The organism is Frankia sp. AiPa1 (assembly GCF_023243075.1).
Classification (GTDB): domain Bacteria; phylum Actinomycetota; class Actinomycetes; order Frankiales; family Frankiaceae; genus Frankia.
Genome location: NZ_JALKFZ020000122.1, coordinates 19851 through 44794 on the forward strand (window position 1 = coordinate 19851; position 24944 = coordinate 44794).

Below are 24944 nucleotides of genomic sequence, written 5' to 3' on the forward strand. Positions count from 1 at the left end.
CTGGCGGGCGGGCGGCGCTCACCGCGTCTCCAGACCGGCGGCGATCCGGTCGAGGACCCGGGCGGACGACGGTGGCGGGACGAGTTGCAGGGAGATGTGATCGGCGCCGGCGGCGCGGTGGGCGCCGAGGCGCGTGCGCAGGGCCGTCGGCTCGTCGGGGACGACGAGAGCGTCGACGAGGGTGTCGCTCGTCTGTGCGAGGTCGAGGTCCGAGAGGCCGAACCGGCGCAGGTTCTGCTGGTAGTTCGGCATTGCGAGGCAGAGCCCGAGGTAGTGGCGCAGCTCGTCGGTCCAGCCGGTGCCGCTGTTGCCGAGGGCGACCATCTGGGACGGCGCGATCCACGGAGCCGTGCCGACGGCGGCGCGGGCGGCGGCGGTGTGCGTGACAGGGCAGAAGTAGGTGTGCAGGCCGTCGGTGGCCGCGCCCGCCAGCTCGATCATTTTCGGTCCGAGCGCGCCGAGGAACCGCGGCGGCATGGTCCGGGATCCGACGGCGGTGTCCATGGCGGCGAGGTATTCGCGCATGGCGGTCAACGGCTTGTGGTAGCTGGCGCCGCGGCGCTCGGCGAGGTGACGGTGGCTGGCGCCGAGCCCGAGGGCGAACCGGGCGGGGAAGGCCTCGTACAGGGTCGCCGCCGCCGCGACCATCGCCTCGGGGTCGCGGGCGTGGATCGTGGCCACGCCGAGGGCGACGGTGAGCCGGTCGGTGGCCTGCAGGTAGAGCGTGGCGCGGACGAAGGGGTCGACGCCGCTGTACTCCTGCAGCCAGATGGTCGTGATGCCGGCCTTCTCCAGGTCGCGGACCGCGCTGATCGCTTCGGAGGGGCGCATCCGGTCGAGGAAGCCTGCCCACAGGCCGACTCCGGCCGGCATTGCGCCGCTCATGCCGGTGTTCCGTAGCCGAGCACCTTCGCCGCGTTGTGGCGGAGGAATTTCGGCCAGACCTCGTCGCGGAACGGGACGTCGTCGATGTGCGGGATGTTGCTGGTGGACCGGAAACCCATCAGGGTGTCGATCACCCTGATGTCGCCTGGTCGGGTCATGTATTGTACCTCGTCTCGTTGTCGAGGAGCACGAACCGTGCCTGCGCGGACCTGCCACGGTCGTCCCGATTTCACAAGGGCCAGGGCTATTGTCGCGCCACCTTGACCACCGACGCGGCCCACAGGGTTGGACGGCATGCACGGAGCGCGAACGGCCGAGGTTCACGGCTGGCGGCTTGCCTTTGACGTGCGGGTCAGGGGCTACGGTCCCGGCCATGTCACGTTCACGCGAAGTCCGTCTCGCCACCGTGCCCGCCGGCCTGCCGCAGCCGGCGGACTTCGAGGTCGTCGAGGTGCCGGTACCCACGCCCGGCGAGGGTGAGGCACTCGTCCGCAACCGGTACTTCCATGTGTTCGCCGCGCTCCGGACGCTGTTCGGCGGGAGCGTCGAGGGCGCGCCGTTCCCACCGATCCATCCCGGTGACACGCTTTTCGGCGCCGCCATCGGCGAGGTCGTCTCGGCTCCGGCCGGCTCGGGCCTGCGGTCGGGTGAGCTGGTCTCGCACTGGCTGGGCTGGCGTGAGTACGCCGTCGTGCCGGTCGCGCGGTGCCAGCCCGTGGGCGACGCCCTGCCGGACCCGGTCGTGCACCTGACGCAGGCCCGGACGGCCTACTCGGCGCTTCGCCAGAGTGAGCTGAAGGCGGGGGAGACGGTCTTCGTGTCCGGGGGAGCGGGCGCGGTCGGTTCGCTGGCCGGGCAGGTCGCCCGCCTGCTTGGAGCCGGTCGGGTCATCGGCAGCACAGGATCACCGGAGAAGGCCCGGCGGCTGGTCAGCGAGCTCGGCTACGACGCCGCAATCCTGCGCGGCGGCGAACCGCTGCACGAACCGCTGCACGAGCAGCTCGCCAAGGCCGCCCCGGACGGCATCGATGTCATGGTCGACAACGTCGGTGGTGAGCAGCTCCGCGCGGCGGTGGCAGCGGCACGCCCGGGAGCACGTTGCGTCCTGGTGGGGGCGTTGGACGGTCAGTTGGACCCGAACAGGTCGGGCACCAGCGCACCTGTCGAGCTGGACTTCTACCAGGTGATCCTGAAGCACGTCACTCTGCGCGGTCTCGATAACTCCGCTGCCACGGACTGGGTCGAGCGGTTCGGTGCCTGGCTCCGCCAGGGTGAGATCACCGTCCCCCAGGTCCGGGTCGCGGGTATCGAACACGCGGCGCGCGCGTTGTCAGAGACCATAGGAGGACGGCACCTCGGAACGGTCATCGTGGAGTTGTAGATGAAGATCGGCGAAGCCGCCGCGGCGGCGGCTACCACCCCGCGCGCCCTGCGGTTCTACGAGCAGCGCGGACTGCTGGCGCCGCCGCGGCGCACCGCGTCCGGTCAGCGGGATTACGACGCGGCGGACGTCAATCGGATCCGGATCATCCGGAAGCTGCTCGCACTCGGCCTGACCGTCGAGGATGTGGGCGCGTGCGCGGACCGCCTGCACCTGCTGGAGGGTGACACCCTGCCGCGCTACGGCGACCCCCGCGGGGTGTGCAGTTCGACGAGCGGCGTCGTCGAACGCCGCCTGAAAGCTCTGGACGCCGAGATCGCCCGCCTGACGAAGCTCCGCGACGAGCTGGCGGCCCGCTCCGCGGTCAGGATCCGAGCCGGAATGAACCTGGTCGGCGGTTAGCTGCCATGGCTGAATAACTGATCCGACCTGGCCTGGCCGGTTTCAAGCAGTTCCTAGCGACGAGGCCCGCCTGCTGGAGGAGATCCGCGACCTGCTCGCCGGTGACACCCGTCGCCTCGCTCCGGACAATCAGGTGGTCGAACCCCGGTCAACCGTTTGATCTTAGGTCAGCGGCCGTGGGTGCGGGGGGCGACGCGGCGGGTTGGTAGGGCTGTGGTCGGGTCGTCGGGCCACGGGTGGCGGGGGTAGCGGCCGCGGAGCTCCGCGCGGACCCGCGGGTAGCCCGTGCGCCAGAACGATGCCAGGTCGCTCGTCACCGCCACCGGACGCCCCGCCGGCGACAGCAGGTGGAGCACCAGGGGCACGCGGCCGTCGGCGACGACGGGTAGCCGCTGCCACCCGAACACCTCGGCGATCTTCACGGCGAGGATGGGACCGGCCGCGCCGCTGGTAGGGCTGTAGTCCAGGCGGACGCGGGAGCCGCTGGGCACCGCAATCCGCTCGGGAGCCAGCTCGTCGAGCCGGGCGGCCTGTGGCCAGGGTAGGAGCCGCCGCAGCGCGTGGCCGGCGTCGATGTGCCCGAGGTCGGCGCGGCGTCGGACGCCGTCGAGGTCCGGTCCGAGCCAGTCGGGGGCGCAGTCCAGCAGGGCGGCGTCGGTGACATCGGGCCACGGGGCGCCGAGCAGTCGGTGGCAGAACGCGAGTCGGTCGCGCAGGGCCAGTGCGTCGGCGCTCCAGCGCAGCACGGACAGCCCCGCGTCACGCAGCCCATCGTGCACCGCGGCCCGCAGCAGGGACGGGTCGGGGCTGGTCACCGGGCGTTCGGCGAGGATGATCGCGCCGAGTCGTTCGAGTCGGCGGGTGACGATGTCGCCACCGGCCCAGGCGACCTCGTCCTCGGTGCGCAGCAGTGCCGCGCCCGCTTCGCGCGCGGTGGCCGCGTCGAGGGCGACGGCCAGACGCACCCGGGCGGACGTCCGGCCCGGCCCGCGGTCGGCGACCGCGATGGCGAGCCATTCCGCTCCGGTCAACGCCGAGCCCGTGGCAAGCTCGGCACCGGTCCCGCCGGCCATCAGGTAGTTCGAGCTGCCGGGGTCGCGGGCCCGCGCGAGCCGCTCGGGGAAGGCGAGGCCGACCACCAGCCCCGCCGCGAGATCGTCGGGTATCCCGCCTGTTCCCCGTGCCACAGTTCGAGCGGGGGCAGGCCGAGCGGGTTCACCGGGCCGAGCAACTTGAGTGGCTTGAGTGGGTCGGGTGGTTCCGGCGGGCTTGGCGGGTTCCGCGAGTTCGGCAGGTGCGGTTTCCGCGGCCGAGCGCAGCCGGCCGGCCTCTTCCCGCCAGCGGGCGGACGCGGCCCGGTCGGTGTTGTCGCGCAGGCGGCGCCACGCGGCGACGAGATCGTCGGAGGGGCCACCGGCCGGACCGTCACCGGAGAGCATCGCCACGATCTCCGCCGCGTGGCGGGCGCCGACGGCCCGGGTGCCGTCGAGCAGCGCCCGCGCGAGCCGTGGGTGGGCGCCGACCTGGGCGATCGCACGTCCTCGCGGGGTGACCCGGCCGATCTCGTCGACGGCGCCGAGGGCGCGCAGCGAGGCTCCGGCGGCCTCCATCGCGCCGACGGGAGGGTCGCTGAGCAGCGGCAGTCCCACGCCACCCGGATGACCCCAGACCGCCAGTTCCAGGGCGAAGGCGGTGAGGTCGGCGACGGCGATCTCCGGTTCCGGCTGGGCGGGCAGCCGGTCGTGCTCAGCGGCGGACCAGCAGCGGTACACCCGGCCCGGCGCCTCCCGGCCGGCACGGCCCGCGCGCTGGCCGGCGGACGACCGCGACACCCGCACGGTGACCAGCGAGCCCAGCCCGCGGGCATGGTCCATCCGCGGGGAACGGGCCAGGCCGGCGTCGACGACGATCCGCACGCCGGGGACGGTGAGGCTGCTCTCCGCGACCGCGGTGGCCAGCACAACCCGGCGGCGGGGGCTGGGGCTCAGCACCGCGTCCTGCGCCCCGCCGGTCTGGCGGCCGTGCAGGGTGACCACGTCGACCGTGATCCGGTGCCCGGCGAGCCGGGCGACGACGGCGGCGATCTCACCGGCCCCGGGTAGGAAGACGAGCACGTCCCCGGACGTCTCCAGCAGCGCGCGTTCGACGGTCGCGGCGACGTGGTCGAGCAGCCTCGGGTCGACCCGCAGGCCGTGCGCCGGGGTGATCGTCCCCGGTGGGGGCGCCCAGATCACCTCGACGTGGTACATCGAGGCGTCCGTCCCGATGACCGGCGCGGGTTGGCCGGGCGCGCCGAGCATCGCGGCCAGCCGCCGGGTGTCGGCTGTCGCGGAGGCGGCGAGCAGGAGCAGGTCGGGGCGCAGCGCGGCGCGGACGTCGAGCAGGAACGCGAGCGCCAGGTCGGCGTCCAGGTGGCGCTCGTGGCACTCGTCGAGGATGACCGCGTCAGTACCGGGCAGCTCGGGGTCCCGTTGCAGCCGCCGGACTAGCACCCCCGTCGTGACCACCTCGACCCTGGTGGACGGCCCGGCCCGGCGCTCGCCGCGAATCGTGTAGCCGACCGCGCCACCCACCTCGCCGCCACCGCGACCACCACCGCCGCCACCGCGACCACCACCGCCACGACCCGCAGCCTTCGCGCGAACTTCGGCACTATCCGCCACGTCACCGCCGGCGAGACTGGCCATCCGCCGGGCCGCGGCGCGGACGGCGATCCGCCGTGGCTCGACGACGAGTACCCGGCCGGGGACATGGTCGGCGAGCGCGAGTGGGACGAGCGTCGTCTTGCCTGTGCCAGGCGGAGCCACCAGCACCGCGGCCCCGCCCGACCCATGCTGGTCGCGGGCGGTCAGCGCGGCGACCAGCGCCGGCAGGGCGCCCCGGACGGGCAGGTCCGCCCCGGCGACCGTGCGGTCGGGCAACATGCGCCCAGTGTCCCCCGGTTCGACGCGGCGGCCGGTGGGGGCCGCACGCCGCACCCGCCTCGAGTGCCCGTAGCGGCGGCGCAAGCGGTCGCCGGGAGACGTCACAGAGTCCAGAACGCGGCCCGGGGCACACCGCTGGCGGTCGCCGAACTCCCGCCCACGGTATGCGCCGGGGTGACGCACGAGGCAGAGCTGTACAGGCCGCCAAGAGTACCGAGATCAGTGGTGACCCCCTGATGCCAGCGGATCGCATGGTCATTGCCGGCCGCGTTGACCGCCGTCGCGGCGACGTATCCCATGGCATCGATGCCCGCTGGATCGACCCGCCCCCCCAGGCTCGCAATCCTGGTGCTGTGTCCGCGACACCAGACGAAGGCGTTGATCTGCGTGCCGATGCTGCGCACGAGAATCTCCCCGTTCTCGCTGATGCCGACCGCCTCGCTGTACTGATCGCCGGGGAGCGGATCCAGGGAACACAGCCGTCCACAGTCCCACCGGAATGCTCGGCTCAGGCCGCCGGCTATCTCGCTCGTCCCCACCACCTGACCCTGGTTGTTCAGTCCGGCTGCCCGGCTCCAGGTGCCACCATCGAGGGTGCCGATGTTGTAGAGGTGCCCGTTCGACCAGGTGAAAGCGCGGGTCTGACCCGCCGCGTTGACGCTGTTTCCGCAGATCTGCCCGAGGTCGTTGATGGCCACTGCCTCGCTCGTCGGACCCCCGAGCGTGCCCAGGTCGACCATGCCGCTGCCAGCCAGAATGTAGGCGTGCCGGTCACCGTTGCCGATGCTGGTGGTGCCGACGATCCGACCGTGCATGTTGATGTCCGTGGCCTGGCTCCATCGTCCGCCCAGTTGGTCGGTCCCACCCAGATAGCCAAGTGCCTGATAGGTGCCCCAGGCCCAGCGGAATGCCTGTCGGGAGTAGCGGCTGATGATGTCGCCGACGAGTATCCCCGATCCGTTGATCGCGTTTGGCCGGCTGCTCCACGGCAGCACCCGCAGCGCACCGGCCCGCCAGACGAAGCCGGTGACCTCGTAGGGCGAGCGCTGCCAGAATCCGGCCACCAGACCGTCGGCGGTCCCGCAGGTCACCAGGCCAGGGCCCAGGCCAGTGGGGTCGGCAATACCCGTGCCGGCGAGCGGCCGGCGGGCGGCCGCGTCGTCGGACTGCCGCGCGGGGACTGCGGCGAATGCCGCGTCCGGACGGTGTGCGCCGGCGTCACCTGGTCCCGAACTCGCCGGGTGGACGCCGCGGCCTCGGCCGACCGGCAGGGCCGGCGTCAATGCCGACAACAGACCCATCTGCACAAGCACACGTCGATCTTCCATTCCCCGTTCACCTCGCAACTACTGCCCGGCCGTCTGCCGTTGGTGGATGAAAGACCGCCGTGCTCAACGAGCCCCGCCGCGGTACCGATCTGGCCGCCCGGTCGGCACTATGCCATCGAGGCGACCTTGCAACCCGCAACGACACGACACCGAAGGCTCGGGGAGAGCCTCTCTCACCAGGGTGCCGTCAAAGTCCTTTTCGCTGGTCAGGTTGATGATCTGGAGGACGCGTTCGGGGTTGCGGGCGGTGGATCGAAGGGTTTTGGCGCCACGCATCGGTAGATGCCGAGAATGATCAACTTGGCCCGTCGACTACGAGATGGTCCTGCCCTGAGAGACGTCCCGCCGGGTGGCTACTTAGTATTTCTGATCGCTACTTAAAGCAATCTTCCCGGGGCTCTGGTTCCTACCCCCCGTTATCCCCGTGGCCCGGAAAGTGGACAGCGAATCCGGCCGAATGACCTCGACTCGCCCGGTCGAGGCCACCCTACCTGCACGAATTTCACTCTCCGTTACTATAATTACACTAAGTGTAATGGTCTTCGCCCGCGCTACCCGGGCGGCGCCCTGGCGACGGAGGGAAGGAACAGGACGGTGCATGTTGAAGGCAGGGCACATCCAGGAGGCTCGCGGTACCGCGGACCTGCTGGCGACATCCGGCGGGCTGTGGGCCCTCCTCGCCTCCGCGGAGTGCCCCTCGCCCGCGGCGGGTGCCCATCTCCGGCCGGCGGGAGATCATCGCTTCGCGTCTGCGCCGTGCGGCCGGTTCTGGTCATCATGGCAATGGCCGTGTCGCTGCTGGGTGTAGCGCTGCCGGTCCAGGCCGCCCCGGTGCTCACCGGCACGATTGAGGACACCAGCGTCGGCACAGGCATGAACCAGGTCAGCTACTCCGGCCTCTGGCCGCAGTGCAGGGGATGTGCCCCACCCACGCCCAACAACAGCTTCCGATACTCGTCGACCAACCTCGCCAGCGCGACGCTCCGGTTCACCGGGACGCAGCTCCGCATCTACGCAATCATGAACCCACACGGTGGTCTGGCGACCATCAGCGTCGACGGCGCGCCCTCCACCACCGTCGACACCTATGCGGCGATCTCAGCGGATAGGCTGATCTACACCTCGCCGGTGCTCCTCAATGGCTCCCACACGGCGACGCTGGTCAATATCGGTCAGCGCAACAATCTCTCGGACTCCACCATCGTCAGCTTCGATCGGGCGGAGACCTTCGTCGACCCTGATCTGCCGCCAGTAGACACGATTACCAACACGATCGAGGACAACGTCACCGGCGTCGGGAACGACCAGGTCTCCTACACGGGTAGCTGGGTGACCTGCGGCGGCTGCGTGCCCCCGACCCCCAACAACACCTTCCGGTACTCGACGGTGGCGGGCAGCACCGCGACGATCCGCTTCACCGGAACCCAGATCACCATCTACGGGATCAGGGAGCCGCATGGCGGCCAGATGTCGATCTCCGTCGACTTCGGCCTGGCCACTCTCGTGGACACCTACGCACCCACCTCGAGCGTGGCCACGCTCTTCACCTCCCGCGCACTCATCTACGGCACACACACGCTGCAGATCCTCAACACCGGCCAGAGAAACCCGGCCTCCGACAGCACCGTCACGGCCTTTGACCGGGCCGGCGTCGCCGCGACGGCGCCGCCAGTGAATCCACTGCCCCCGCCGCCGGTGGGGGCCAACCGGTCCGGCCTGCCCTGGCTGTCGGGGGTGAACGGCGACCCCCTGAACACCCCCGCCGCGGTGAATTCCTTCTGTGCCAGCCGGGGAAGCCTCTGCGACCTCGCCCACGTCTATGTGGCCCGGAACAGCTGGGGTGCCATCGTGGACCCCTCCTTCGCGGAGCAGAACTTCGCCGGCTGGCCCGGCCGCCTGCTCATCTCCGTACCTGCGTTCCCAGAGAACACGGGGTCCTCGTTGGCGGCCTGCGCAACGGGCGCATACGACTCGTACTGGCGAACCTTCGGTAACACCCTGAACAGCACCGGGCGGCAGAACTCGATAATCCGGATTGCCTGGCAGGCCAACGGTAACTGGTTCCAATGGGCCGCCTACGACGCCAATTCCTACGTGGGCTGCTGGCGGCACATCGCGACCGCGATCAGAGCTACCGCCAACCCGGACCCGATCCTTGACTGGACCATCAACGCGCACTACTCCCAGCTTCCCCCGAGCCATAACCCGCTGGATCTCTATCCCGGCGATGCCTACGTGGACAGCATCGGCATCGACTCCTACGACCACTATCCTTCGTCCCCGACCCTGGCGGCCTTCAACGCCCAGGCGAACGCTGTCGGCGGCCTCACCTGGCTGTACAACTTCGCCCGTACCCATGGCAAGAACTTCGGTGTCGGTGAATGGGGAGTCGCGCCTGGATCCGGGGTGAACGGCGGTGGCGACAACGCCACCTACATCCAGTTCATGTACGAATGGTTGTCCGCCCGAGCCGGCCAGGGACTTCTCTACGAGGCCTACTTCAACAACTGCGATCCCGGGAACGTCGGCTCGAACCTCTTCCGTCCGCTCTCGACCGCGTGCATATTTCGCAACTCGAATTCCGACAGTCGCTACACCAGCCTCTGGCGAAACCCGGCCTCAATAGTGGGGTAGTACCAGGTCCGGGCCAGGAACTCCGCCCCCGGGGTGCGCCGCACATGTGCCCATGGCGCACCCCGGGTCGATCCTGTCGATCCGATGCTATGGGTCTTGTGGTGGCTGGTGGGTGTCGGCCCCCGGCTGGGGCCGTGTGTGTGCCGGGCGCCGATCGTCGGCGCGCAGGCCTGCAGTGCTCGGCTGGTCCGGTTCGGCGAGGATCGCCTCGGCCGCGGTGGGTTGGTCGACGCGGGTGTAGGCGGCGAGCAGGTCGAGGTGGTGATGTGCCTGTTCGGGGGTGTTGCCTTGGCTGATCAGTACGCCGATGGCCTGGTCGATGGTCGAGCGGGCTTTCAGCCCGCTGGGTGGGGCAGGATCGTGTGGCACCGTGAGGTCTTCGTCGAGCACGAAGGCGGCGGTGTCGAGGCCGTCGAGGCTCCCGGTGAGCCAGCTCAGATCGGTCGCGAGGTCGAGAAACGCTCCGGGCATCGCGGCGAAGAGGATCAGGGATGCGGTGGCCGCTGGATCTTCGGATCCGGACAGGGCCGGCGGAAATGATATCCGTAGCGAGGCGCGGATGTCTTCGGGCTCGGCGTCCTCCTCAAGCGCGGTGAATTCCAGGCGCCGTCCGCCGACGGAGAGTATGGCCGAGAGTCCGAGATAGGAGTGGACGGCGATCTTGGTGTCGGCGGCGAGTTGCCGCAGGGTTTGTGAGATATCCGTGCCGGGCTCGTCCAGCGATTCCGTGAGAGCGGCGAGATCCGCGGCCCAAGCAGTGGAAATGTCCACAGCGGGGTTTCTCCGAAACGGCGTCCCCGAACGCCCGTTTTCGGCCACAAAGCCGAGTACCGCAGGTCGCGGTGCTGGGTGGGGCACTGGACACGAGTCAGGGCCCCGGATCCAAGGGTGCCGTCTTTCACGGTACTCGGTTGAGCCGGCCGCCCAACCGCGGCGGACCGACGGTCGGGTTACGTCTCGTGGCTGCGGGCTCGGGCGCGACGGACCGCCTCATCGACAATGCGCTGCGCGACGACGGCGAGTTTGACGTTCTCACGCTGGCTGATCACACGCAGCCGCGCGAACGCCTCTACCGCGCTTCCACCGGTACGCCCGCGCAGCAGCCCGATAGCCTGGTCGATGACCGGCCTGCTCGACAGAGCGGTCTGCAGCTGGATCGTGAGGTCCAGCGCCTGGGCCAGCACCTGGGCGTTGTGGACCGCGACCGCGGCCGGCGCCGCGAACAGCTCGCCGAGCTCGGCGGCGTGCTCGTCGAAGACGTCCTTGCCGTGGGCGTAGACGTTGATCGCCCCTACCACCTGGTCCGGTAGCAGCAACGGCAGCGACAGCGCGCTGTGCACACCAAGGCGGCCGACCCGCGGGCCGAAGCGCGGCCATTGCCGGTCACCGCCCAGGGATCCCGAACGGACCGTCCGCCGGTCGAGGGTAGCGGTGATACAGGGGCCTTCGTTCAGGACGACATACTGGATCTCGTCGATGTCCCGGACAAACGGCGCGCTCGCCGCCAGCGCCTCGATCCGGGTGCCATCCTGGTTGGCGCGCAACAACGTCACCCCGGCACCATCGGCACCGGGGATCGCCCGGGTAGCGAAGCTCGCCACCCGGGTCAGCAGCTCCTGAAGGTCAAGGGAACCGGACACCAGACCCGCGAGACCGGCCAGACCCGCCCGCAGGTCGAGGTCATCGGCCCGCGCCTGCTCGAAACTCAGCGCCGGCGCCAGAATGGCGACCTCATCGTCGAACTCCGTCACGGCCGCGTCACCCGCATGCCCGCCCCAGACCCGGGACGCATGCTCGCCGGGGCCGGACGGGGGGGCGGGTGGGCCATCGTGTCGGTGACGCACGCGACGCCGACCTGGTCGAAAAGCGTGGACGTTGGGCCCGTCATCATGACGGCCGCCTAACCCCAGCGATAAGAGCCGCCAGATGGCCACGGCCGGCAGCGACACCGACACGGGCGCCGACATTCGCAGAATCCAGCCGATATCAACTATACCACGGCACCCCTACGCACGCATGATCACAAATTCCTCTTCCGCGCGGCTAGGGCCAGCACGGGGACGGTCTGACCCCATGAACCTGGGCGCCCGATCCGGCGGCGTGATCCTACGGCGGCAGTACGACCAGTTCGCCCTCTTGTACCCGGGGCATCGCCTCGCAGTCGGGGACGAGCCGGCCGAACACCCCCGGATCAGGACGAGAGGCGCACTCGCTACGCCTGATCCTCGATCATGCACGTTGCGCGGCAATGTAGTCGCCGTTGTCTCCTTGTCGATATTCGGGTGCGCTTCGGGCTATGCTAATGGCGCTAGGACATAGCCGGCTCGGGATCGGGAACGCCGCGTAACTGCCGCGGGACCGCGAGTGTGCGACTCACGCTCGAGCACCGCCAGTGATCGTCCTCAGGGCGTCATCTGTGACATTGTCCACATTCTCCGGTCACCTGTGCGTTGCTGTTTCCGCCTGGGTTTCCTCGTCGTCCCCATGCTCGCCACCGCTCTGTCCGCGGTGCCCAGCCTGCGGTCTTCCAGGAGTTCCTCGCCGCCGACCTGGTCGTGACGCTCGACGTCCATCCCGCCTACCACCAGCCCGCCATTACCCAACAGCAGGGAACACCATGAGCATCATCGCCTGGATCGTGCTGGGACTCATCGCCGGCCTGATCGCCGAAAAGGTTACCGGGGAACGGACCGGCTGGGTGGTCGCGGGTATCGCGGGGATCGCCGGCGCCCTACTCGGCGGCTGGCTCGCCAAGATGATTTTCCATGTCCATTCCCTCGACACGTTCTTCAACGTGTCGACGTGGATCACCGCGATCGTCGGGGCCGTCATCGTCCTGCTGGCCGTGCGCCTGATCACCAGCGCGACCGGCCACTCGCTGCGGGGACGTCGACACACCACGTCGCACCACTGATGACGAAGACTCTCCACCCCGTCTCCGCAACAGGGGCGCGGCATCCGGCCAGGTTCACCTCCCGCTTCCACACCGACATCTACGCCCCAGGCGACAGGACGATCGTGCGGGCACACGGTGAGATCGACCGCGCCACCCGAAAAGCGTTCCGTGCGGCGCTGACGACCGGCCTCGACCGGCCACGCTCGCTGCTGATCGTCGACCTCGCCGGCGTGTCGGCTCTGGGCGGCTGGGGCCTGGCAGTCCTGCTCGGCGTCGCGAACCGCGCGGCCCGCGCCGGCATCCCCATCACGATCGTCGGCGCCCGCCCCCGGGTCTACCGGCGCTTCGCCCTGACCCACCTGATCGACCGGCTCGATGTGCACCCCACCCCGACGCCATGAGCCTGGTCCAGGCGTTGGCCCGCCGGGCAGGTGACGGCAGTCATCATCTCTGGCAAGGGTTCCCGAATGGTAAAGCATCGATCGCAGTGAACGGCGCGGTGGGCGGCCACATCATCGAGTGTTCCGTAAGGCGACAGCGAGGCGCGGAAACGCTGAGACGTCGGACCGCGTCGACGGTGGTGCAGGGCATTCCTACGGGATCTGCTCGGCTGCGTCGGTGGCGCGTAGGGCGAGGATGGCGATGTCGTCAGTGTGGGATCCGCCGGTGAAGGTGAGCACGTCTTCCTCGATGGCGTCGACGAGGTCGTGCGCGCTGAGCTGTCCGGTCGCGGTGAGGAGGGCGCGGAGGCGTTGTTCGCCGTATTGTTCGCGGCCTTGTCGGGCTTCGGTGACGCCGTCGGTGTAGAGAAGCATCGTTTCTCTCGGCCGCAGGGTTACCCGGATGTTCGTCAGGCCGGCGTTGTCGAAGAGGCCGAGGGGTAGGCCGTGGTGTCCGAGGGCGCGTACCCGGCCGGCGGAGCTGCGTAGCAGCGTAGGCATGTGTCCCGCCGACGTGAGGAGTACGCGGACTGCGCCTGGGCGGGGGAACAGCATGAGGTAGGTGGCGGTGAGGAAGCGCTCGTTGCCAGGGTCTCGGGTCAGCAGCGCGGTGTTGAGGCGGTCGAGCACCTGCGACGGGGTCTTCTGGGCCGTCGCGACGGCGCGGATCGTGTGGCGGGCCAGTGCCGCGACTGTCGCGGCCTGTGGTCCGTGGCCGCTGACGTCCCCGATCACGGCATCCCAACGCTCGACTGTGGGTGCACGCCGCACCCGGACCCGGTCCGCGTGGGGCCTGGCGTCCGTGCCGGCGGATAACCGCACCGGGAACATGTCGTAGAAGTCGCCGAGTGCCCCCCGACCGTCGGCCGCGGGGAGGCTGCGCGCGGCGACCTGCATTCCCGGGATGTCGGACGTCCGCGGGGGCAGTAGACCTAGCTGCGGCGCCGGCACCTGGGCGAGGAGTGCTCCCAGTCGTTCGGTCGCCCGGCCCGCGCGGGCGAGGTCATCGCGCCATCCCAGTTCACCCGCGGCGACGGCCGCGAGACCCGCGACGACCTCCCGGTCCTGCACGGTCCACCGGCGCGCGGCGGTGTCCACGACGCAGAACAGAGCGCGCGTCTCACCAGCCGGGTCGTCGACATGGGCGCACGTCCACGCGGCGACGCCCGTGACGGCGATCCGCATGTCGCCGCGGGTGCTCGGATCGGCCTGTACGTCATCGACGGTCAGCGGCGCTCCGCCGGTCAGGACCTTGTGGGCAACCTGAACCAGGGCATCGGACCCGACGGTCGACCCTCCCGCGAGCCGGCGTGTGAGGTTCGGCGACCACGGACCGGACTCGTCTGCTGGCGCGACGAACGCCACCGGCGCGGACAGCGCGATCCTCGCCAGCGCCGTGAGTCGGCCGAACGGGCGATCCCCGTCGGGGGCCACCGCCGGCGGTTCCCTGGGCAACTGCGTCGGCACGGCCATCAACTGGTGCGCGAGCTGCTGGTCGACGTCGGCCGCTACGCGTGGTCGCGCTCGCATGGGCCGCCGCTTCCCGGTGCCGCGCGCGATCCGACCCGGTTGCCCGCCCTGCGGGTCATTGCCCGTGTCGTCGCGATCGTGGGACATCGGGGCGCGGGCTCAGGTCAGGCCGGTGGCGGCGGCTGCCGCGGCCAGGGTTGGCCAGGCGGAGCCGAGCAGCACCCAGCCGTCGTGGCCCGCCGCCGGATTGCTGGGATGGTGCACCTTGACCTGCCAGCAACCGGGGCTGGTCTCCCTGGCGAACGCGGAATGGCCGTCGGAAGTGCCGTATTGGCTGCCAAGTACCGGGGTGGGCGTCGACGGTGTCGAGGTGGAATCGTTGTGAGCGGACATGAGGTGCCTCTCGAGGAGAGAGATCACCGAGGTGCCCGGCGCTGTGCCTGAAGCTCGTGAGACCGCGACGCTGACGCGTGGCAGCCCCCGCCCGGGCTGGCTGTTTCCCAGCGGCGTTATCGTACGCCACCCCTGTCTGACTGTCCGGCGCCGGACGGAGTCACCAGTCGCCGGAATGCTGGACAGCGGCGTGAATTCTTGACCTGATCGTAATGTCAATGGCATATCGCGGTCTTCGTGTGCTCTGCGGCGACGGCATCAGACCGCGGCCAAAGGCCGGCGGACCCGAACGCCGGCGGACCCGAACGCCGGCGGCGAGGTACGCGCACCTCGCCGCCGGCGTCACCCAGAGAGCAGCCTTTCGGGGTCCGCCTGCCCTGGGTTTTGGGCAGGTTCCCGGGACGGTGTCCGGATCGGTCAGGCGAGCCAGAGCATGCGACGTACCAGTGGGGTGGTTGCCCAGACGCGGCCGAGTCCGAGGGTGCGGCCGGCGCCGAGGCAGGCGAGGAGGATCAGGACGGCGGCGTAGATGAGGTGTTCGTCGAGGAACGGGTTGCTGGCCGGCGGGAGGACGGCGCTCCACATCATGACGGTCAGGACCGCTCCGCCGGTCGCGGCGAGCCACATGCCGATGCCGAGGATCAGGGCTGTGCCGATCGCGGCGAGGGCGATCATGAAGAACACGTCGGCGAAGGTCGTGCCGGCCAGCGAGTGGTAGAAGCCGGTGAATGGGCCTTTGGTGGCGGAGCCGAGGAATCCCTTGGTGGGGCTACCGCCGTGGATCCAGGCCTTCGCTGAGGTCGTGTCGTGGCCTAGACCGAATGCCTTGTCCAGGAACGCCCACAGGAACACCCAGCCCAACGCGAGCCGGATGCCTGCCAGCAGGTAGTGGACGGCCGGGGCCGGGTGTCCACTACGGGCGGTCGTGGCGGTCGGTGGCTGTCCGGGCGCTGGTAGCGGGCTCGCGGGGACCGGGGACGCCGCGGTTGCTCCGGCTGGGGCGCCCTCGACGGCTGGACGCGTCATGGTGGCGACGGGCCGGTCGTTGGACTCGACCGGGGCGTGGTTATGGGCGATGTCGACCATCGCGTTCACGTTCCTTTGTTTCTCATGGTTCGGGTCCGCGGGGCGAACGCCCGCGGAAGGTTGGGACGCGCGCGACGGTCCGCGCGGGCTGGACGTGTCAGCTGTTTCGGGTGAGGACGACCTTGAGCGCGCCGGTCTCGCCCGCGCGGGAGAACACGTCGTAGGCCGTTAGGAACTCGTCGAACCCGAAGTGGTGGGTGACGAACCGGCGGGCGTCGAGGTGGCGGCGGGCGAGCAGACGGATCAGGATCGGCGTCGAGTAGGTGTCGACCAGCCCGGTGGTGATCGTCAGGTCCCGGTCCCAGATCCGTTCCAGGTGCAGTGTCGCCGGCTTGCCGTGGACGCCGATGTTGGCGACCCGCCCGCCTGATCGGACGAGGTCGACGGCGAGTTCGAAGGTCGCCGGTACGCCGACGGCCTCGATGGCGAGGTCCGCGCCGAGCCCGTCGGTCAGTTCTCGGACGGTCGCGATCGGGTCCTGCTCGGCGTTGTCGATGACGATGTCGGCGCCGAACCGCTTGGCCGCATCCAGCCGGGCGGGTGTCTTGTCGATCGCGATGACGAGGCTCGGGCTGAACAGCCGCGCGCCGCTGATCGCGGACAGGCCGATCGGTCCGGCGCCGACGACCGCGACGACTTCGCCGGGCTGGACCCGTCCGTTCAGGACGCCCACCTCGTAGGCGGTGGGAAGGATGTCGGCGAGCATCAGCATCTCTTCGTCGCTGACGCCGTTCGGTATCGGGTAGGTGGAGTTGTCGGCGAACGGGACACGCACGTAGTCGGCCTGCGTGCCGTCGATCGTGTTCCCGAGGATCCACCCGCCACCGCCGGTGCACTGCCCGTACCGGCCCTCCCGGCAGTAGCGGCACGCGCCGCAGGCGCTGACGCAGGAGACCAGGATACGGGCGCCCGGCCGCAGGTTCTTGACCGCGGCGCCGGTCTCGACGACGGTGCCGACCGCTTCGTGGCCGATGATCCGCCCGTCGACCATGGCCGGCAGGTCGCCGCGCAGGATGTGCAGGTCCGTTCCGCAGATCGTGGTCGTGTCGACCCGCACGATGGCGTCGGTATCGGCGCCCAGGGAGGGACGGACGACGTCTTCCCATGCCATGGCGTGCGGTCCGTGAAAGACGAGTGCCTTCATGACGCTCCAGTCGGAAATACCTTGTTGATGAACCCAGCCGCCCGGCGTGCCGTCCACGAGGGGTCGGTTTCTAGTGCGTCGGCGGGCACTCGCCGCGTCATCCCCAGATGGTCGTGTCGCGGAACCAGCGCGGCACTCCCGCTGTCCGGCAGCCTGGCGAGGGCGACCGGATGGGCCCCGGATCAGGCCGGGTGCGCGGTTCCCCTGCCCGCATTCCATGGTCGACGACGGCGCGAAATGTGGCGGCAGGCACGCCGCCCGGCGTGTGGATCTGGATGGTCGTGACCCCGCCGCGGTGCGAGGTGAAGATCCCACCGCGACGCCGGACTTGGCAGCCTTGCCATAAATCGTCCTGGGGCGAGCAGCGGCATTTCTCGCCCCGAGACGGGCAAGCTCGGGGGACCGTTCGGTATCGTCCACCTGCCCCGGAGAACCTCGAGAAAGTCGCGCCGGTACTCCACCTACACGCACCCGACCCCGTCGGTTCGCCAGTGATATGGGCGCACCTGGCCAACCAGCAGCGAGCCCTTCGACGGGTCCCAGGGCGGCGACGAGGAGAAGCCGACGGGAACAGCGGCAAAACGGTGGGAGGGGATTTCGGACAATGTCACAGACGACGTCCTGTGGACGATCACTGGCGGCGCTCGAGCGGGAGTTGCACTCACGGTTTCGCGGCAGCTATGCGGCGTTTCCGATCCCGAGCTGGCTATGTCCTAGCTAGATCAGCATAGCCCGGAAGTACCTGGTTGTCGACTGGCGCGAAAAGTGTGGCAAAATCCCGCGGTCGGTGCTCGCCCGAAGTCGGTTGCGGGGCGCTAAACCTCTTTCTCGGTGTCCAATCGTGACGACGGTGTGGCAAGGACGGAGTGGCTGGCGCGTACGGTTGGGCTGCCGGGGGTATTTCGGACGTCGGCTTCCGCGCCGGCCTCGTTCTCGGCGAGCGGCAACCGGCCGTGCGCCGGCCAGCAGGGCGATCGCTACCGCCGCGGGCAGAATGCCCGCGCTCGCGGGGAGCGGGTCGCCGCTGCTGACGACGCTCACCGACCAGTGCCCGGCCGTGACGAGCGCGGGCAGCCGCGCCAGGCACGGCACTGCCGGAACGCCGGCTCGGCCGGTGGCTGTGTCAGCCGCCGGCCGAGCGCGGGGTCGTGCTCTTGCGTTGTTGGAGCGCGTTACTTCTGAGGGTCTGTCTTCTGTCTGGTCAGGGCTTCGGGGCCAGGGCGGGGGTGGGGGACGGTACGGGAGCCGGGGCCGGGGCCGGGCTCGGGGTCGGCTCGAGCGCTGAGGTCCCAGGAGTGGTCCATGTGATCGTGACCTCTCCGTTGCCGCCGTTGACGGTGCCGGAGTTGGCTCCGGTTGTCAGAGCGGGGTTCACGATGCTCGATGCGGCGAACGAGCTCCCTCCGGCGCCCCCAGCGCCGGCGCCTCCGTAGCCGCCGAAGGTGCCGCCGCCCCCGGCGCCGCCGCCACCACCGAAGTAGCCGCCGCCCGCGCCGCCGCCCGCGCCGCCACCGGATGTGGTGGCGGTCGGGTTCGAGCAGGCGGGAGTGTACGTGCCGTCGCAGGGTTTGTTTCCGGCTCCGCCGGTCCCGCCGGCCCCGGAGATGCCGTCAGTACCGTCGCCGCCGCAGCGCGGATCGGTCAGCGGGTCACTTGGCGCGGGGTTTCCTGCGCCATGACGGCACGCGTTCAGCCCTCCGCTGCCTCCAGCGGTCTGGGTGCCAGCCTTGCCCGGAACTCCGGCGTTACCACCATCCACGGTCGCCCCGGCGTCGGTGCTGGCGTCGCCCCCGGCCCCGCCGAGCGCGTTGCCCTGACCGCCGATGCCGCCGGCGCCGCCGCCGCCGGCGGCGACCAGCATGCGGGTGGAGAGGCCACAGGCGAGCGTGGCACACCCGCCCGCGGCGACGCGGACGTCGGAGGAGCCGCCGCCGCCGGAGCCGTTGCCACCGTTGAACGCGGTTCCGCCGTTCGCACCGGAGGCGTCACCGGGCCCGCCTGACACGCCGGTGTTGGACCCACCGAACCCACCGAGTGCTCCCGATCCGCCGGACGGGCCGTTGCTCATCCCGCCCGAGCGTGACGCCGCCGTTCCATCGGCGCCTTTACCCGCCACGTCCACCTGTAGGACCTGGCCGCCTGTCAGACCCGTCAGCGTCCCAGTTGCCTGGCCACCGCTGCCCCCGGGACGCCCGGTGATGTCCCCCGCGGGGGACGGGTGTGCCGCGTCACCAGCGATGAAGTAGTGCCCACCCTGGGCGCCGGTCACCGTGATCTCGACCGAGTTCACACCCGTGGGCACGGTGAAGGTGTCCGATCCGACCGTGTCGTAGGTGCAGGTCATGGTCGTCGTGCCGGTCTGCGCACCGGTCTTCCCACACACCGGCCCGGCTGGTATGGCCGGCGCTGGGGCGATCGCAATTCCTACCGGTCGTTCACCGACGGAAATGGGGTTTCCTGCGGTGTTGGTGGCCACGTCGATCGGCGTCACCGAATTGCTGTCGCGGTTGACGGCGTAGGCGGCTACGCCGTCCGGTGTGACCGCAATGGCGAACGGCTCGACACCCCCCGTCGAAATAGTAGCGCCAGGGGCGTTGGTGGCCACGTCGATCGGCGTCACCACGTTGTCCCGCTCATTGGTGACGTACAGGGTCCTGCCGTCGGGCGTGATCGCGATGCCGACGGGGCGGTCGCTCACCGGAATGGCTTTTCCTGCGGTGTTGGTGGCCACGTCGATCGGCGTCACCGTGGAGCTGCCAGCGTTGGCGTTGTCGGTGACGTACACGGTCTTGCCGTCGGGCGTGATCGCAACCCACTGCGGGTTGTTCCCGGCGGGAATCGGCGTGCCGGCGGTGTTGGTGGCCACGTCGATCGGCGTCACCGTGTTGCTCGCGGCATTGGCGACATAGGCGGTCCGACCATCGGGTGTGATCACGATACCGTGCGCATCGTTACCCACCGCGATGCGAGCGCCGGGAGTGCCCGTGGCCACGTCGATCGGCGTCACGTCATCGCTGGCGTTGTCCACGACGTAGGCGGTCCTGCCATTGGGAGTCACCGCGACTCCGAACGGGAACTGCCCGACCGGGATCGGCGTACCGGGAGTGTTGGTGGCCACGTCGATCGGCGTCACCGTGTTGTCGGCCCGGTTCGTCACATAGACCGTCTTGCCGTCAGGCGTGACGGTAAGCCCTCTGGGGCTCGCTCCGACCTTGATCGGGGTGCCAGCGGTATTGGTGGTGACGTCGATCGGCGTCACCGTATTACCAGTGTTGTTAATCACGTAAGCAGTGGCCGCGGCCGGCTTCGTGCCAGGGCCCTGCGTCGGCCCCGAGGTCGGAGTCGACGTCGGAGTCGATGTCGGGGCCGTAGGCGACGCGGAGGGACTGGTCGACGGTGTGGGGCTGGGCGAGGCAGAGGTACCCCAGGAGATGGTGACCCGGCCGTTCCCGTTGTTGACGGTCCCGGTGTTGACACCAGTGGTCAGAACGGCAGAGGTCACCGCGGCGGACGTGAAGGAGCTGCCGCCACCGCCACCGGCACCCGCGCCGCCGCCACCGATGCTGGTGCCACCACCGCCCGAGCCTCCACCGCCACCGAAGTACCCGCCACCGCCGCCGCCACCAGCGCCACCGCCCGATTCCGTGTCATCAGGGTTCCGGCAGGGCGGGTTGTGCTCACCCAGGCAGGCCTGGTTTCCCACGCCCCCGACGCCGCCCGTGCCGGCGACGCCGTCAGCGCCGTCACCGCCGAAACGCGGATCGTTGGGATCGGGGGGAGGCGGCGTCGCGTGCCGTCCGGGGTTGAGCCCCCCGGCCCCACCCGCGGTCTGGCTGCCACCGCCCCCAGGAGCCCCCGGATGGCCCCCGTCGACGATGGCACCACCAGCAGCGCCGGCAGCACCGCCACCAGCGCCGCCCGCGCCGGGCAGCGCGTAGCCCTGGCCTCCCGTGCCGCCACCGCCGCCGCCGCCCGCGCCGACCAGCACTCGATCCGACAGACCGCACGTCAATGTCGCGCAGCCAGTGGTAGCGACCCGTACATCCGAGGAACCGCCGCCGCCGGAACCGTTGCCGCCGTTGTTACTCGCGGTCCCGCCATCGGAGCCACCAGCGTCCCCCTTACCGCCGGCCACACCACCGTTGGAGCCGCCGAACCCGCCCGCGGCACCCTGCCCGCCGGACGGCCCGTTGTTCTTTCCGCCCGAGCGGCTGGCGGCAGTGCCGTCGGTGCCCTTACCGGCGACATCGACCTGCAGTACCCGGCCTGACGGCAGACCCGTTATCGTGCCGGACGCCTGGCCGCCACCCCCACCGGCGCGGCCGGTGATATCTCCCACCGGCGAGCCGCCGTGAGCAGCGTCACCGGCAACAAAATAGCGGCCGCCCTGGCCGCCGACCGTCGTGATCTGAACCCACCGTGCACCCGTGGGAATCGTGAAGGTGTCCGACCCGACCGTGCTGTAGGTGCACGTCGTCCCGCTGAGGACGCCCGATTTCCCACACGGCGACGGCGAAGAAGGCCCGCAGCCGGTCAGCCCCAGACTCAGCACCATGCCCAGCACCGAACCAGACCACGCGACGACATGACGACGCCGTAGGACGTTGCGCCTCCGCCGACAGCGTGTTCGCGATCCAAAAAAACCTGCCAAGTTCAAGCACCCTCTTAGCTATGCCCCCCGAAAATCACACTCCAGGGGCCCCGAATTGTTTATTGCCAGATCCATCGATGAACGTGACGAAACCGTGGGATGCGCCGATCGGTCACGCCGGTTCGCATTTTTTCCTTTGCCGGCCAGGCTGGTGAGATCCTGTCCGATCGGCGCGACAATCGATACAGGTGTAGTACGCCGGCCGAGTCTGGCAAGGAGTCCCATCGTCGCGCCGGCCGCGCCGCCGACGCCCCCACAAGGTGCGCTCACAAGGTGGGTGAGTGCCTGTATCTGGCTCCGTCCAGCCGGGTATGCACACGGTGCGGACTGATCGGTGCGCCGCATTCCTCGCCGGGAAGTCGCCGGCCCGGAATGGCACCAGCTGTCCCGTGCGGTGCCATTCCAGGTCGTCGGTCGCTTAATCAGGCACAACTGAGGAGCTGACGGTGTCCTCGGTAACCGTCCAGGGTCGGGCGACGGTAGGACACCAGCCGGCGGACGATCCGTTCCACGGTTCTGAAACCGCGGGTGCCGTCATGCGACAAAATATCGGGCGGGCCGTGCTTCGATGCCGGGCCCGCCCGCGGACCACGAGGTTCGGGTGTCCTCAGACGCCGTCGTTGGCGCATAGCGCCCAGACGTCGGAGTAGGTGCTCGGTGAGCTCATGCCTCCGGTGTGGGTGAAGGCTGTCCAGTACGCCGCCGTGGTGGTCCCGTTACTCACCGGATTACCGCTCGAGTCGCTGGGGAAGCTTCCGTTGAGGTGGTCACCGCCTGAGCCTGGTCCGGTGAAGTCGGTCGTGGTCACGCTGCCCCCGCTGATGGCAGCGCCCCCGCTGATCAACTTGCCGTCCCCGCTGGGGCAGTTGACCGTCGCCTTCTGGCCCGTGCTCCCCGTCGTCGGACCGCTCGCCTCGCTGTAGTGCACCTTCACCGTGACACCACTGATGTTGATGTTACTTCCGCTGCAGATCGCGTAGACATAGGTCTCATTGGTGCTGTTGGTGCCGTTGGCCCACCCGACGGCGGTCCAGGAGTCGGGATTGGTCTCGCCATCGGCCGCGGCCTTCAGACCGAAGTCATGCGCGGAGTTGTTGAAGGTCGGAAAGCTGGCGATCGGCTTGAAGTCACCGACACTGGCCGGAGTGGCACGCGCACCGCCGCCGAGCAGGATCGTGCTCGCCGGGCAGGTGGCGGTGGCCCGACCCACCGTCGTCCCCGTGGTGGGTGCGTTGACCTTGTTCATGACCACCTGGGTGTGATTGATCAGATTGCTGGTGAAGCACACCGCGAAGGGGGTGGTGGAGAAGGAGCTGTCGGCCTGGCCGCCGCTCCCACCGATCCCGAGCCAGTGGGTCACGTCGGTGCCGACGACCCCGGTGGAACCGGTGTACTCGGAGGTACCGTCCGAGCTGGGCGAGGTACCCATCACATGGTTGCCGTTGCCGGTGCCGGTGGCCTGGTTGATTCCACCACCGGAGATCAGGCCGCTACTGCAGTCCGCGTGGGTCGAGATCTCGGAGTTCGCGGTCGAGGGACCGCTCGTAGCCCCAGGTGCCTTCACCGTGACGGCCACGGTGTTGGCGTACGCCGCGGCAGGGAAGGCCACGGCCAGCGCGGCACCCAGGACCAGGACTGTTCCCGCTGTGCGCGTACGCACGGACAGATGTGCTCTCACGTCAACCTTCGCGTCAGGGATGTGGTGCGGACGGATACGCCCATTCACACTGGAAGGACAATGGCCGAGGGGGAAGCGCAGGTTGTGCGACGCTGCACAAGGTCCGCAGATACGGCCACATCGACGGTAATCGAGCCGCATCCACGTCGAACTTCTAGTCCTTGCGCCGCTCCGCGTCAAGAGGAGTCAAGAATCGGAACCGTGCTCGATCTTGCTGTCGGACCGCCTCGGGCGCCGGCGCGACTGGTTGAGCAGCTACCCAGGGGAGATCGCTACGGGTGCGGCGGGACCAGGACGTGTATCTGGTTGTGATTAATGCGGTCGTTGCGTCGCGATCATGGCGACCATTCGTTTGGAGAATAGTGGTGATATTGTGTGTTAGTTGATCGAGTCGTATCTGCCGGGCTGTCGGTTCGGTCCGTATCCCGTCCGGTCATGGATGTAGTTCGAGCCGACAGGGGGGCGGCGAGCAGTTCCAGGACCGCCCGGTCGGCGGGGTTCAGATTCCGTTCGCCGGCGCGCAGACCGACGAGGAGATCTCCGATAGGTCGCCGCGGTAGGTCAGCGGGATCGTGCTCAGCGTCCGCGGCGCGGTTCCCGACGCGGCGATCTCACCGGCGGTGCCGCGCAGCGCGGCGAACGGTAGACGAAGCGCGGCGCGCAGGGCCTCCATGGTCCCGGCCAGTCCGGCGTCGGCGTCCACGAGCCGGGCGCTCACCCGCGACACGGCGCGCACCGGGTCGGACCGGTCGCCGTACACCGCGCGGTCGACCAGCCGCTGGAGGCGGACCCGGACCGGGTCGAACCCGATCGCGACGAGCAGCGTGGCGAGCACCGACGTGCCAAGCCCGAGCGGGCGGCGCACCGAGGAGTTGAACAGCGCCACGAGCGCGGCGTAGGTGGCGACCACCGCGGCGGTCAGGAGCAGATAGGCGACGGCGCGGGACAGGACCAGGCGGATATCGAGGAGCTGGTAGCGCAGGATCGCCACCGTGACCGCGATGCCGATGAGCGGGATCGCCAGCAGGAGGAGTACCGGCCCGGCGAGGAAGACCCCCAGGGGACCAGGATCGTGACGGTGACCAGCACTGCCACCGCTTCTCCCTGTCGGGCGGGAATCCCGGACCGCGAGGCTGATCAGCGGCACACAGCCATCATCGCCGTCATCAGCGTCGTCGACTTCACCGCGCTCGCCGGCGCCACGTCCGGGGCCGACCCCGCGTCGACCGCGAAGACAATCGAGGAACTCACCAGCAGCCCGACCGCGATCGTGGGAACAGCAGGGTTCGTCGTCGGGCACGTCGTCGGCCTGATCCTCATCGGTGTCGCGCTCCTCCGGGCGCGCGTGATACCCGTCCCAGCCACATGGATACTGATCATCTCTGCGCCCCTGCACCTGGTCTTCGCGGTCATCGTGCCCTCCAACGCCCGGCGATCGCCTGGGGCCTGACCGCAATCGGCTTCGCCGCGGCTGGCCGCGCCATCGTGACCCCGGCGCCGTCGCACCCCGCCATCGAACCGACACCGCAACGACGCTCGGCCTGACCAATCGAGCCGATGTCTGGCGACGCAGACGCGGTAGCCGAGCGGCGCGGTACCGGTGCCAACGGCCGGCGGCCGACTCTGCGGGGG

At 69.7% G+C, this 24944-nt stretch carries 19 protein-coding genes; 5 read left to right on the forward strand and 14 right to left on the reverse strand.

What is annotated here, in order from left to right:
• Nucleotides 1–18: 18 nt before the first annotated feature.
• A complete protein-coding gene (locus MXD95_RS10365; RefSeq protein WP_250640356.1) occupies nt 19–885 on the reverse strand; it encodes an LLM class flavin-dependent oxidoreductase in 867 nt (288 codons plus the stop codon).
• Nucleotides 882–1043: a hypothetical protein gene (locus MXD95_RS10370; RefSeq protein ID WP_250640357.1), complete on the reverse strand. Its 162-nt coding sequence runs from the start codon at nt 1041–1043 to the stop codon at nt 882–884. The genes MXD95_RS10365 and MXD95_RS10370 overlap by 4 nt, the downstream gene beginning before the upstream one ends.
• 215 nt (nt 1044–1258) lie before the next feature.
• On the opposite strand from MXD95_RS10370, the gene MXD95_RS10375 reads away from it, so the two are divergent.
• Together MXD95_RS10375 and MXD95_RS10380 are read left to right on the forward strand one after the other, a co-directional pair.
• Entirely contained in the window at nt 1259–2266 is a 1008-nt protein-coding gene (locus MXD95_RS10375; RefSeq protein WP_250640358.1) for an MDR family NADP-dependent oxidoreductase, read from the forward strand.
• Nucleotides 2267–2668, forward strand: coding sequence for a MerR family transcriptional regulator (locus MXD95_RS10380; protein WP_250640359.1), 402 nt, complete (start codon nt 2267–2269; stop codon nt 2666–2668).
• A 167-nt stretch (nt 2669–2835) separates the two neighbouring features.
• On the opposite strand, the gene hrpB is transcribed toward MXD95_RS10380, so the two are convergent.
• Together hrpB and MXD95_RS10390 are read right to left on the reverse strand one after the other, a co-directional pair.
• On the reverse strand, nt 2836–5592 hold the full coding sequence (gene hrpB, locus MXD95_RS10385; protein WP_250640360.1) for an ATP-dependent helicase HrpB: 2757 nt from the start codon (nt 5590–5592) through the stop codon (nt 2836–2838).
• Nucleotides 5593–5693: 101 nt separating this feature from the next.
• Entirely contained in the window at nt 5694–6905 is a 1212-nt protein-coding gene (locus MXD95_RS10390; protein WP_250640361.1) for an HAF repeat-containing protein, read from the reverse strand.
• Nucleotides 6906–7676: 771 nt separating this feature from the next.
• On the opposite strand from MXD95_RS10390, the gene MXD95_RS10395 reads away from it, so the two are divergent.
• A complete protein-coding gene (locus MXD95_RS10395; protein ID WP_250640362.1) occupies nt 7677–9554 on the forward strand; it encodes a glycoside hydrolase family 26 protein in 1878 nt (625 codons plus the stop codon).
• A gap of 87 nt (nt 9555–9641) precedes the next feature.
• On the opposite strand, the gene MXD95_RS10400 is transcribed toward MXD95_RS10395, so the two are convergent.
• The gene (locus tag MXD95_RS10400) at nt 9642–10325 is read right to left on the reverse strand and encodes an ANTAR domain-containing protein (RefSeq protein ID WP_250640363.1); all 684 of its coding nucleotides are present in this window, start codon (nt 10323–10325) and stop codon (nt 9642–9644) included.
• Nucleotides 10326–10504: 179 nt separating this feature from the next.
• Nucleotides 10505–11305 (reverse strand): GAF and ANTAR domain-containing protein, encoded by an 801-nt coding sequence (locus MXD95_RS10405; RefSeq protein WP_250640364.1) that lies wholly within the window; start codon nt 11303–11305, stop codon nt 10505–10507.
• 866 nt (nt 11306–12171) lie between these two features.
• On the opposite strand from MXD95_RS10405, the gene MXD95_RS10410 reads away from it, so the two are divergent.
• Nucleotides 12172–12468 carry a GlsB/YeaQ/YmgE family stress response membrane protein gene (locus tag MXD95_RS10410; RefSeq protein ID WP_250640365.1) on the forward strand — a complete coding sequence of 99 codons (297 nt, stop codon included), beginning with the start codon at nt 12172–12174 and terminating at the stop codon, nt 12466–12468.
• Nucleotides 12468–12851 carry an STAS domain-containing protein gene (locus MXD95_RS10415; protein WP_250640366.1) on the forward strand — a complete coding sequence of 128 codons (384 nt, stop codon included), beginning with the start codon at nt 12468–12470 and terminating at the stop codon, nt 12849–12851. The genes MXD95_RS10410 and MXD95_RS10415 overlap by 1 nt, the downstream gene beginning before the upstream one ends.
• A 192-nt stretch (nt 12852–13043) precedes the next feature.
• Here MXD95_RS10415 and MXD95_RS10420 read toward each other — a convergent pair whose 3' ends face one another.
• From MXD95_RS10420 to MXD95_RS10455, 8 genes are all read right to left on the reverse strand, one after another.
• Nucleotides 13044–14420 (reverse strand): PP2C family protein-serine/threonine phosphatase, encoded by a 1377-nt coding sequence (locus tag MXD95_RS10420; protein WP_250640367.1) that lies wholly within the window; start codon nt 14418–14420, stop codon nt 13044–13046.
• A 99-nt stretch (nt 14421–14519) separates the two neighbouring features.
• On the reverse strand, nt 14520–14753 hold the full coding sequence (locus tag MXD95_RS10425) for a hypothetical protein (RefSeq protein WP_250640368.1): 234 nt from the start codon (nt 14751–14753) through the stop codon (nt 14520–14522).
• Between the two features lie 417 nt (nt 14754–15170).
• Complete coding sequence (locus tag MXD95_RS10430; protein ID WP_250640381.1) at nt 15171–15839, reverse strand: hypothetical protein; 669 nt, start codon at nt 15837–15839, stop codon at nt 15171–15173.
• Between the two features lie 97 nt (nt 15840–15936).
• Nucleotides 15937–16950 carry a zinc-binding dehydrogenase gene (locus tag MXD95_RS10435; RefSeq protein WP_250640369.1) on the reverse strand — a complete coding sequence of 338 codons (1014 nt, stop codon included), beginning with the start codon at nt 16948–16950 and terminating at the stop codon, nt 15937–15939.
• 1234 nt (nt 16951–18184) lie between these two features.
• Nucleotides 18185–21538, reverse strand: coding sequence for a YVTN family beta-propeller repeat protein (locus MXD95_RS10440; protein ID WP_285223587.1), 3354 nt, complete (start codon nt 21536–21538; stop codon nt 18185–18187).
• Nucleotides 21539–22241: 703 nt separating this feature from the next.
• Nucleotides 22242–23312, reverse strand: coding sequence for a hypothetical protein (locus MXD95_RS10445; protein WP_250640371.1), 1071 nt, complete (start codon nt 23310–23312; stop codon nt 22242–22244).
• A gap of 499 nt (nt 23313–23811) precedes the next feature.
• Nucleotides 23812–24459, reverse strand: coding sequence for a hypothetical protein (locus tag MXD95_RS10450; protein ID WP_250640372.1), 648 nt, complete (start codon nt 24457–24459; stop codon nt 23812–23814).
• On the reverse strand, nt 24450–24725 hold the full coding sequence (locus MXD95_RS10455) for a hypothetical protein (RefSeq protein WP_250640373.1): 276 nt from the start codon (nt 24723–24725) through the stop codon (nt 24450–24452). Before MXD95_RS10455 ends, MXD95_RS10450 begins: the two co-directional genes overlap by 10 nt.
• Nucleotides 24726–24944: the final 219 nt, after the last annotated feature.

What these genes read in the sequence shown, in the direction of transcription:
- MXD95_RS10430 (WP_250640381.1), bottom strand. Translation starts at nt 15,839, where the DNA reads ATGGTCGACATCGCCCATAACCACGCCCCGGTCGAGTCCAACGACCGG.
- MXD95_RS10425 (WP_250640368.1), bottom strand. Translation starts at nt 14,753, where the DNA reads ATGTCCGCTCACAACGATTCCACCTCGACACCGTCGACGCCCACCCCG.
- MXD95_RS10440 (WP_285223587.1), bottom strand. Translation starts at nt 21,538, where the DNA reads ATGGTGCTGAGTCTGGGGCTGACCGGCTGCGGGCCTTCTTCGCCGTCG.
- MXD95_RS10380 (WP_250640359.1), top strand. Translation starts at nt 2,267, where the DNA reads ATGAAGATCGGCGAAGCCGCCGCGGCGGCGGCTACCACCCCGCGCGCC.
- MXD95_RS10435 (WP_250640369.1), bottom strand. Translation starts at nt 16,950, where the DNA reads ATGGCATGGGAAGACGTCGTCCGTCCCTCCCTGGGCGCCGATACCGAC.
- MXD95_RS10370 (WP_250640357.1), bottom strand. Translation starts at nt 1,043, where the DNA reads ATGACCCGACCAGGCGACATCAGGGTGATCGACACCCTGATGGGTTTC.
- MXD95_RS10365 (WP_250640356.1), bottom strand. Translation starts at nt 885, where the DNA reads ATGAGCGGCGCAATGCCGGCCGGAGTCGGCCTGTGGGCAGGCTTCCTC.
- MXD95_RS10415 (WP_250640366.1), top strand. Translation starts at nt 12,468, where the DNA reads ATGACGAAGACTCTCCACCCCGTCTCCGCAACAGGGGCGCGGCATCCG.
- MXD95_RS10455 (WP_250640373.1), bottom strand. Translation starts at nt 24,725, where the DNA reads ATGACCGCGAAGACCAGGTGCAGGGGCGCAGAGATGATCAGTATCCAT.
- MXD95_RS10375 (WP_250640358.1), top strand. Translation starts at nt 1,259, where the DNA reads ATGTCACGTTCACGCGAAGTCCGTCTCGCCACCGTGCCCGCCGGCCTG.
- MXD95_RS10410 (WP_250640365.1), top strand. Translation starts at nt 12,172, where the DNA reads ATGAGCATCATCGCCTGGATCGTGCTGGGACTCATCGCCGGCCTGATC.
- MXD95_RS10420 (WP_250640367.1), bottom strand. Translation starts at nt 14,420, where the DNA reads ATGCGAGCGCGACCACGCGTAGCGGCCGACGTCGACCAGCAGCTCGCG.
- hrpB (WP_250640360.1), bottom strand. Translation starts at nt 5,592, where the DNA reads ATGTTGCCCGACCGCACGGTCGCCGGGGCGGACCTGCCCGTCCGGGGC.